Source organism: Frankia sp. AgKG'84/4 (genome assembly GCF_023242965.2).
Taxonomy (GTDB): Bacteria; Actinomycetota; Actinomycetes; order Frankiales; family Frankiaceae; genus Frankia.
Map to the genome: position 1 here is coordinate 1 of NZ_JALKFU020000200.1, position 8,624 is coordinate 8,624.

Annotated in this window: 10 protein-coding genes; 1 reads left to right on the top strand and 9 read right to left on the bottom strand. The window is 70.2% G+C overall.

Translation table 11 applies throughout. The annotated features are described in order from the left end of the window. The 9 genes from MXD58_RS13970 to MXD58_RS14010 form a co-directional block, all read right to left on the bottom strand. Positions 1–446, bottom strand: a 446-nt coding sequence (locus MXD58_RS13970) for a class II aldolase/adducin family protein (RefSeq protein ID WP_250609382.1), incomplete at its 3' end; no start/stop codon positions are given. A gap of 2 nt (positions 447–448) precedes the next feature. After that, positions 449–1,123 (bottom strand): isochorismatase family protein, encoded by a 675-nt coding sequence (locus MXD58_RS13975; protein WP_250609383.1) that lies wholly within the window; start codon positions 1,121–1,123, stop codon positions 449–451. Positions 1,124–1,133: 10 nt separating this feature from the next. Beyond that, a complete protein-coding gene (locus MXD58_RS13980) occupies positions 1,134–1,553 on the bottom strand; it encodes a VOC family protein (RefSeq protein WP_248836581.1) in 420 nt (139 codons plus the stop codon). A gap of 32 nt (positions 1,554–1,585) precedes the next feature. Further along, positions 1,586–2,389: an SDR family NAD(P)-dependent oxidoreductase gene (locus MXD58_RS13985; protein WP_248836580.1), complete on the bottom strand. Its 804-nt coding sequence runs from the start codon at positions 2,387–2,389 to the stop codon at positions 1,586–1,588. Beyond that, the gene (locus MXD58_RS13990; protein ID WP_248836579.1) at positions 2,386–3,705 is read right to left on the bottom strand and encodes a Rieske 2Fe-2S domain-containing protein; all 1,320 of its coding nucleotides are present in this window, start codon (positions 3,703–3,705) and stop codon (positions 2,386–2,388) included. The genes MXD58_RS13985 and MXD58_RS13990 overlap by 4 nt, the downstream gene beginning before the upstream one ends. A 35-nt stretch (positions 3,706–3,740) precedes the next feature. Next, entirely contained in the window at positions 3,741–4,151 is a 411-nt protein-coding gene (locus MXD58_RS13995; protein WP_248836578.1) for a VOC family protein, read from the bottom strand. Continuing rightward, positions 4,151–5,329: a 2,5-dihydroxypyridine 5,6-dioxygenase NicX family protein gene (locus tag MXD58_RS14000; RefSeq protein ID WP_248836577.1), complete on the bottom strand. Its 1,179-nt coding sequence runs from the start codon at positions 5,327–5,329 to the stop codon at positions 4,151–4,153. The genes MXD58_RS13995 and MXD58_RS14000 overlap by 1 nt, the downstream gene beginning before the upstream one ends. Positions 5,330–5,506: 177 nt before the next feature. Next, positions 5,507–6,337, bottom strand: coding sequence for a fumarylacetoacetate hydrolase family protein (locus MXD58_RS14005; RefSeq protein WP_248836576.1), 831 nt, complete (start codon positions 6,335–6,337; stop codon positions 5,507–5,509). Positions 6,338–6,480: 143 nt separating this feature from the next. Beyond that, on the bottom strand, positions 6,481–7,539 hold the full coding sequence (locus tag MXD58_RS14010) for an LLM class flavin-dependent oxidoreductase (protein ID WP_248836575.1): 1,059 nt from the start codon (positions 7,537–7,539) through the stop codon (positions 6,481–6,483). Between the two features lie 188 nt (positions 7,540–7,727). Between MXD58_RS14010 and MXD58_RS14015 the strand changes: the two genes are divergently transcribed. Then, on the top strand, positions 7,728–8,444 hold the full coding sequence (locus MXD58_RS14015) for a GntR family transcriptional regulator (protein ID WP_248836574.1): 717 nt from the start codon (positions 7,728–7,730) through the stop codon (positions 8,442–8,444). The last annotated feature ends 180 nt before the right edge of the window (positions 8,445–8,624 follow it).

Below are 8,624 nucleotides of genomic sequence, written 5' to 3' on the forward strand. Positions count from 1 at the left end.
AGCGCCGCGGAGTCGAAGTCGGGATGCTCCAGCAGCCGCAGGATCTGAGTGGGCACGCCACTCCACTGCGTCACGCCGTCCATCGGCGGGAACAGCGTCGCGGTCTGCGCGGCCAGCGGGTGGGTGTGCACGACGGCGCCGACGTCCGCGCGGCGCTCGTAGACCGCCAGATGCAGGGCGGTCTCCTCATGCGGGCGCAGGCCGGGGGTGCGGACCGCGCCGTCGGGGCCGACCTCAGCGATCTGCGCGGGGCGCACCCGGGCCAGCGATGGCCCGACCGCCTTGACCATCAGTCCCCCGCCCGGCCGGCGGACGCTCACATGGCCGAAGCAGAAGTGGTCCTGACCGTCCGCGGCCAGCACTCGGCAGGCCGTCGCCACGGCCAGGCGGTCCGCGGCCAGGTCGTCGTCCGCCCGGCCCGGTCCGATCGGGCGACTGGTCGTCATGGTCACCGCACGTCGCCCGAACGGACGGGGGTGGCCGCCGAGGTCCGCAGGTGGGCGAGCACGTCGGCGAGGTTCTCGACGTCGCCGTACTTGGCGTCCAGGTCAAACAGGCTCACCTCGTGCACCAGCTCGGCGCGGTCGCCGACGGCCTCGCGCACGACGATCGGACGGAACCCGAGGCCGCAGGCGTCCACCACGCTCGCCCGCACACAACCGCTGGTCGTCGCCCCCGCGACCAGCACGGTGTCGACCCCCAACTGGTGCAGCCGGACGTCCAGACCGGTACCGAGGAACGCGGAGGCGTGCTTCTTCACCACCCGCTCCTCGTCGGGACGGGCGTCGAGCCGGGGGTCCAGGTCGACCCACGGTCCGTCCTCGACCAGGAGGTGCTGCGCGGGGATCTTCGCCGGCCACACGCCGGCGTCGGCCAGGTCGGCCCGGTAGCGAACCATCGCCCAGATCACCGGCACACCGGCCGACCGGGCGGCGGCGACCAGCTCGCCCGTCGCCGCGACCACGTCCGAGAGCTCCCCGCCGAGCGGGCAGGCCGGATCGGTGAACCCGCGGATCAGATCGACGACGACGACCGCCGGCCGCTGCCCCCACCCGATCCGGCGCACCATCCCCGACCGGGCGAACCGCTCGCGCAGCACCGCCAGTTCGGCGAGCGCGCCCACCGAACCCTCCTCAGGCATCGACGCCCGCATACCAGCGGACCGGCTCGTCGCAGAGCTCGACGATGTTCCCCTCGGGGTCCATGAGCTGGGCCACCCGCCATTTCGGCGCGTCGTTGCCGTCGATCACGACCGGCGCGACGTGCACCGGCGTGACCCCGCGGCCGGCGAGCTCGGCCAGCGTCGCGTCCATGTCGGTGACGCTGAAGGTGAACAGGACCTGATTGCGTTCCCAACCGGTGACCGGCGGGTTGGCGGCCGGTCCGTTGTCGTGCCGGCCGATCAGCACCAGGATGCACGGCCCGGTGTCGAACACCGCGGACTGCTCGGTCGACGTCATCAGGCGCAGGCCCAGCCCATCGCGATACCAGGCCGTCATCGGCTCGATGTCATGCGCCCACACCAGGTTCCAGGAAATGGATCCCAACGGCATTGCGGATTCTCCTGACCATTCCCGCCGTGGGCTCAGCCCACGGCGGCCACGCCGCCGTCGACGACCAGGCTGGTGCCGTGGACGAAGTCGGCGACGTCGGAGGCGAGATAGACGGCGGCGGCGGCGACGTCGACGGGCAGGCCGTTGCGCCGCGCCGGGGTGCCCGCGGCGGACTCCTGCGCGGCCCCGGGCGGGGACAGCAGCTTGTTCGTCGGCATGTCGATGCTGCCCGGCACCACGCAGTTGACGTTGATGCCGTGCGGCGCGAGTTCACCGGCGAGCACCTGGGTGAGGAACCCGACGGCCGCCTTCGTCGCGCCATACACCGACACCCCGGGGAACGCCCGCTGTCCGGCCACCGAACCCACCGTGATGATCTTCCCGCGCCGACCGGTGGCGACGAGGTGGCGGGCGGCGGCCTGGGCACAGAAGTACGTGCCCTTGACGTTGATGTCGAACTGGTAGTCGTAGTCGTCCTCGGTGGCGTCGAGCAGTGACGCCCCCTCGTAGACGCCGGCGACGGTGGCGAGGATGTCGAGGGCGCCGAAACGCTCGACGGTCGCCCGCACCATCCGCTCCGCGTCGGCGACGATCGTGACGTCGGCCTGGATGCCGATGATCTCGCCGAGCGGCGACAGCTCGGCGACGACGGCGTCCATCTTCGCCTTGTCCCGGCCGACGACGGCGACCTTCGCGCCGGCGTCGAGGAACGCCCGCGCGACGCCGAGCCCGATCCCCTGGGTGCCGCCGGTGACCAGCGCGACCCGCCCGGCCAGCGGCGTGCCCGGCATCGGCGCCGCGTACGCGACGGCGGGCGCGGGGACGGGGGCGGTCATCGGGTCCGGTCCCGGTTCGGGCTGCGCCGGCTGCGCGGGGCGATGAGCTTGTCGCGGGTCTGCACGCCGCGGGCGTGCTCGCTGAAGAACCGGCGGAACATGGTGATCTCAAGGTCCGGCCGGTAGAGCCGTTCGCGGTCCCAGCCGTTCTCGGTCTCGTAGAACGTCTGCATGCTCTCGCGGGCCTTGTTGTCGTCGACGAGGAACTTGTCGACGGTCGGGATCCGCCACTCGACGTGACCGGTCTGCCCGCGCCAGGCCTCGGCCTCCGCATCGGTCGCGCACACCTTCCCGCCGATCATGAAGCTGCGGGTGGTGTTCTCGTCGATCGGCACCAGCCAGTCGTAGGTGATCATGTCGGACGGGAAGTTGACCGTCTCGTTGCACGACGGCAGCCAGATCCCGACGTCGATCGGCGGCATGGCCATGAACGACTCGACGAGTTCCTCGTGCGAGCGGCCGACCGCCGCCGGCGCCGTGTAGGTCGTGTCCGGGCGGCCGTTCTTGCCGGGAATGACCGCCGAGAAGATCAGTTCGGTCGTCTTCGTGCAGCGGGAGAAGCCCTTCGGGCCCGTCGTGTCGACGACGTATTTGACCTCGGCGGCCTCCTCGCCGGGCTTCGCGACGTAGCCGAACGTCATCGGGAAGCCGGATTCGATCACATACGGCGACCAGTTGTGGATGAAGTGGTGCCCGGGGTCGAACGAGTTCTCGAGCGCCAGGCGCCAGTTCGCGCGGACCACGTTGGGCTCGGCGTAGTGCATGACGAGGTCGTCGGCGAGGAAGCTGGCCGGGACGTCGGCCTCCAGCGGCGGTGGCTCCTCGTCGCCGATGTAGACGAAGACCAGCCCCTTCGCCTCGGTCACCGGGTAGGCGCGGATGCCCGTGCGCCCGGCGAGCGCCGTACCCGGCTCGTTGAGGATGCAGCGCAGGTCGCCGTCCTCCAGGTCGAACGTCCACGTGTGGTACCAGCACGTGATCGTGTCCTCGGAAAGCACCAACGGACGCTCGGAGAAGCGCGTGCCGCGGTGCGCGCAGCGGTCCTCGACGGCGAACAGCCGGCCGTCCCGGCGCACCAGCAGCACCTCCTCGCCGAGCATCCGCACCTTGTGCGTGCCGCCGTCGGGCACCTCGGTGGCGAGCGCCGCCGGATACCAGTACTCCCGCAGGCCCAGGTCGGCCTCCAGGTAGCGCTGCCACGGCCGGGCGCGCCGCGGCGGCGCCTCGGCGCGGTCGACCTGGTCGCGGGTCTGTTCGACGAGCCGGTTCGCGACCTCCACGCCGGACTCGGTGTGCTCGGGAACGCTGATACTCATGTTGATCACCACACAATCGCCTGGGCCGGCGGAGGTCAGAAGAACAGGGCCTCGTCGCAGAGCTCGAAGATGTTGCCCTCGGGGTCGGCGAACTGCGCGACCTGGCCGTCGGGGGGCTGACCGTCATCGCTCACCGTCGGCGACGGGCCGTGCAGCAGCTTCGCGCCGCGACGGCCCAGTTCGGCGACGACGTCGTCCATCCGCTCGACCTTGAACGACATCAGCACCCGGTTGCGGTCCCAGCCGCGGCGCTCGCTGTCGGCGTCCGGGCCGTTGTCCTTGCGGGCCATCAGCTCCAGCGTGCAGCCGCCGGTGTTGTAGGCGGCGAAGTACTTCGTGGCGTGCCGCAGCGGCAGGCCGAGGACGTTCTCGTAGAAGTCCCGCATGACGGCCAGGTCATCGACGTAGACGAGGTTCCAGGACAGCGGTCCGAGCAACGGTTTCACTAGGCACCTACCAGGGCGTCGTCGGCGGCGGGGGCGGGGGCGGCGGGGGTGGCGGGAGTGGCGGGGGTGGCGGGAGTGGCGGGGGGCTGGGCGCCGAGGCGGGCGAAGCCGTCGTCGAAGGCGAGTTCGTCGACGACGAACCGGCCGTGGTCGAGGATCTGCCGCCCGTCGAGCCAGACGCTGTGCCTACGGACCGGCACGTCCGAATGGGCCAGGGTGAACCGGGAGCCGCCGGCCTCGTTGTTCGGCCCGGTGGAGAACAGGACGTTGCCGGCGAAGCAGCGCCCGTCCATCCCCTGGGTGGCGGACCGGTCGAGCAGGGCCAGCGCGTTCCAGCGGGCCCGGTCGTTGCAGCCCCAGCCGATGTGGGACATGGCGAAGCCCTCCGGGTCACCCCAGGACTCCAGGTAGTCGCGGTACAGCTCGGCATCGGCGCCGGGACCGGTGATCGAGACGATGAAGCCGTTGACGACCTCGCAGGTGATCGGCGACTGCACGTAGGTCTTGAACGGGAAGATGATGTCACCAGCGTCGATGACCCATCGCCCGTTCGCGCTGCCCTCGTTCGGGTAGATCGCGGCGAGGCCGGAGGCGAGGTGCGCGTGGGTGCCGGGGCCGGAGGTGAATCCCCAGCCGCCGCCCGAGCCGAACTGGCCCAGGCCCATCGTGATGTCGGTGCCGGCGTCGGAGCGGATGGCGATCTCGCCGGCCGCGCCGAGCAGCGTGACGCTGTTCTGGACCCGTTCACGCAGCGCGTCGGTCGGGAACATCCGCTCGAGGATCTCCGGCGGCTCGGTGATCATCAGCATTCGGGTGCCGGCGGCGAGGATCTCCTCCTGCTCCGCGGAGTGCAGCAGCACGGACAGGTCAACGACCAGGTCGACGGCCTTGAGTGCCGCGACGGCCGCGCCGAGGTCGGTCAGGCCGGTCAGCCCATACACCTCGCCGACGCCGGGGACGGTGCCGGCGGCCCGCTGAATGGACGGCAGCCCGACGGTGAAGACCTTCGCGCCGAGGGTCGACGCGGCAGCCGCCGTGGCGTCGATGTAGGCCGGCGGAGACTGGGCGTTGGACAGGACGGCCACGGTCTCGCCCGGCTGCAGCTGGCAGCCGGCGAGCGCGCGCCGGAACAGGCTGGTGAGGGTGCCGCCGTCGGCGGCCTGGTTCGGAATGAGCACGATGCACCTTCAAAAGGTTTTGGCGCGCCGGCCTTACTGATCAGAGTCAGTATGCTGACCGCATGTTTCAACGACCGTTCATCGTCATGTCGTGGCAGCAAACAACGATTACTTGGCCGATCACAGAAATCGTCACCGAATTGTGACGGAGCGCAGCAGGTGGAGCCGGCTTTCAGGTCAGGAGAATCGCACGGTATTGCGGGTGACGCCGAGCCCCTCGACGTCGACGGTCACGACGTCGCCATCGGCGAGATACACCTTGGGATCGCGGCCGTGGCCGACGCCGCCGGGCGTTCCGGTGGTCAGCACGTCACCCGGCTCCAGGGTGATGAACTGGCTCACGTAACGAACAATCTCCACTGGCGGGAAGAGCAGGTCGGACGTCCGCGACTTCTGCATCACCGCCCCGTTGACGAGCGTGCGCAGCGACAGGTCCGACGGATTGTCGATGTCGTCCGGTGTGACCAGCGCCGGGCCGAGCGGGGTCGATCCCTCGAAGGTCTTGCCCTGCAGGAACTGCAGGGTCCGGAACTGCCAGTCGCGCATGGTGACGTCGTTCATGATGGTGTAGCCGGCGATGGCCTCGAGGGCCTGCCGCTCGTCGGCGAAACGCACGGTCGTGCCGATGACGAAGGCCAGCTCGCCTTCCCAGTCGACCGCGTTCGTCACCGGCGGAACGATGATGTCATCGGTCGGACCGATAAGCGACCGGGTGTATTTTGCGAACAGCGTCGGGTGAGTCGGCGGTGTACGTCCCATCTCCTTGAGATGGGTGGCGTAGTTCAGACCCATGCAGACGATCTTCGGCGGGTTGGGAACGAGCGGTGCCAGGTCCGCGGTGGCCAGGGGAATCGTCTCGCCGGTGGCCGATGCGGCGGTCTCCCGCCAGTCCAGGCCGGAGGCGATGAGCGTGCCGACGCAGGGCTGGTCGAGCAGGACGATGGTGTCGCCCTCGACCCGGCCGGCCCTGGTGGTGCCGTCGGGCCGGCGGACGGTGGACAGACGCATAAAGATCTCCCTCTACTCGGACTGCTTGCGGCGCGGAGGTGACAGCCGGCGGGCCGCGCTCTCGCGCGCGGGAACGCCCGACTTGTCCGATGTCTGCGTGGGAACGGAGCTAGCCGACTCCTCGGTAAGCCTTCGCATCCGATTTATCCCGGGAAGGCGGGCAGGACCTCGGCGGCGAAGAGCTCCATCGTTCGGCGGGACTCCTCGATCGGCATCGCGGCGAAGTTCACCTGCATCGACGGCTCGATGTCGCCGAAGACGTCGAGGGTCGCGGCGACCTGCTGGCGCACCTGCTCCGGGGTGCCCACATAGACTTGGGAGTTCTCCTCGAGCATGGCGAGTGACTTCTTCCGCAGCCCGGTGATCATGTCTGCGTAGCCGGCGTATTCCGTCGGCTTCGCGGTCATGTACGCCTCCCAGGTGTCGATCATCTTCTCGACGTAGTCGGCGTAGTATTCGGCGGCCTTCCGCCGGGCCCGGTCGCCGTCGGTGTCGACGAAGCAGTGGATGCCCATCTGGATGCGTTCCGAGCCGGCCGGATAGCCCGCCGCGAGACGCGCGTTGCGGTAGAGCTCGAGCAGCCCGGCGACCTTCTCGTTCGTCGAGGTGAACGGGATGAACATCAGGTTGAAACCCTGACTGCCGGCCCAGACGAAGCTTTCCGGCGTCGAGGTGGCGGCGATGAAGACGGGTGGGGTGGGCTGCTGGTGGACCCGCGGGAGCATCGTCACCGGGCCGAACTTGTGGAACGTCCCGTTCCAGACGACGTCCTCCTCCTGCCAGAGACGCAGAATCGCGGCGATGCCCTCCTGGTGCCGGGCCCGGCTGGTGTCCATGCTGACCTCGAAGGCCTCGAACTCGCCGGGCAGGAAGGCGCGGGCGAAGCCCACATCGAGGCGACCATGGGAGAGGTTGTCGAGCATCGCGAGCTGCCCGGCCAGTTTGATCGGGTGGTTGAATGCGGGAACGTTCGCGCCGGTGACGAGCCGCACGCGTTCCGTGCGGGTGGCCACCGCGGCGAGAAAGGTCACTGGATCGGGGCTGTAGCCGCCGTACGGGTAGAAGTAATGCTCCACGATCTTCACGGAGTGGTAGCCGAGACGATCGGCCAGGATGCTCAGTTCCAGGGACTCGTCAAAGAACTGGACGGCCGACTTCTCCGCCGGGGAGACAGTCGGGAAGAAATTGATTCCGGCGAGCATCGGGCGAACCTCCAGGCATCCCGCGGATGCATCGTATGGTGTATACAAGACCCAGCGCGGGGGGTTGGGTCCCACGCACCGCACGGCCGCCCCTTCGAAGCGGGGTAGGCCGCGCGTCGCTCGGACCAGGCCGCCACGTGCGCCCGTATACTGTCCACGAACAGCGAGCTGCGGCGGTGGTCATCAGCATGAAGACGCTCGGAGCCGCCCACCGGCCCCTGCGCGAGCTCGTCGCCGACGAGCTCCGCCAGCGCATCCTCGACGGTCGGCTCCCCCAGGGGGGCCGGGTGATCGAGGACCGGCTGGCCGAGGAACTCGGCGTGTCCCGCAACCCGGTCCGCGAGGCGATCCGGCTCGTCGAGTCGGAGGGCCTGGTCGAGGTCACCCCGCGGCGCGGCGTCGTCGTCAGCGTGATCAGCGCCGAGGAGGCGCACGATCTCATCGAGGTCCGCGCGGCGCTCGAGGTCGCGGCGGTGCGCCGCGCGGCCAACCAGGGTGTCGCCCCGGCGGTGCTCGAGGAACTCGCCGCCATCCTCGCCGAGGGCGCCGCAGCCGCTGCGGCCGGCCAGTTCGAGCGGCTGTCCATGCTCAACACCCGGTTCCATGACGAGCTTGCCCGGGGCAGCGGCAACGGCGCGCTCGTCGAGGCGCTGCGCAGCCTGCAGAACCGGCTGCAGCTGCTGTTCACCGCGGGTGTGCACCGCCGCTCCGGCAAGGCATGGGAGGAGCACGGCCGCATCCTCGACGCGATCCGGGCCGGCGACGCCGACTGGGCCGAGGCGGAGACGCGCGCGCACATCAGCGGCGCCGCGAGCCGCTACGAGAACAACCGGGCCGCCGCCGCCGACGGCGCCGCGCCCAGCGATGCCGCAGCGACCCCGGACGGAGCCGGCGCACAGGCGTAGGCCGGCGGTCATCGGGGTGCCCCGGGGGCGACGAGCGGCCACGGGCGGACCCGTTCGACCGCCGCGGCGAGTTCCACCAGGAGCGCGTCCCGGTGATGCGGGGCGAACAGGTGCAGGCCGACGGGTAGGCCGCCGGGCCCGGTGCCGGCCGGGATGGAGATCGCCGGGCAGCCGCTGACG

Coding starts and splice junctions, on each gene's coding strand:
- MXD58_RS13980 (WP_248836581.1), bottom strand. CDS start 1,553: ATGCCGTTGGGATCCATTTCCTGGAACCTGGTGTGGGCGCATGACATC.
- MXD58_RS13985 (WP_248836580.1), bottom strand. CDS start 2,389: ATGACCGCCCCCGTCCCCGCGCCCGCCGTCGCGTACGCGGCGCCGATG.
- MXD58_RS13990 (WP_248836579.1), bottom strand. CDS start 3,705: ATGAGTATCAGCGTTCCCGAGCACACCGAGTCCGGCGTGGAGGTCGCG.
- MXD58_RS14005 (WP_248836576.1), bottom strand. CDS start 6,337: ATGCGTCTGTCCACCGTCCGCCGGCCCGACGGCACCACCAGGGCCGGC.
- MXD58_RS14010 (WP_248836575.1), bottom strand. CDS start 7,539: ATGCTCGCCGGAATCAATTTCTTCCCGACTGTCTCCCCGGCGGAGAAG.
- MXD58_RS14015 (WP_248836574.1), top strand. CDS start 7,728: ATGAAGACGCTCGGAGCCGCCCACCGGCCCCTGCGCGAGCTCGTCGCC.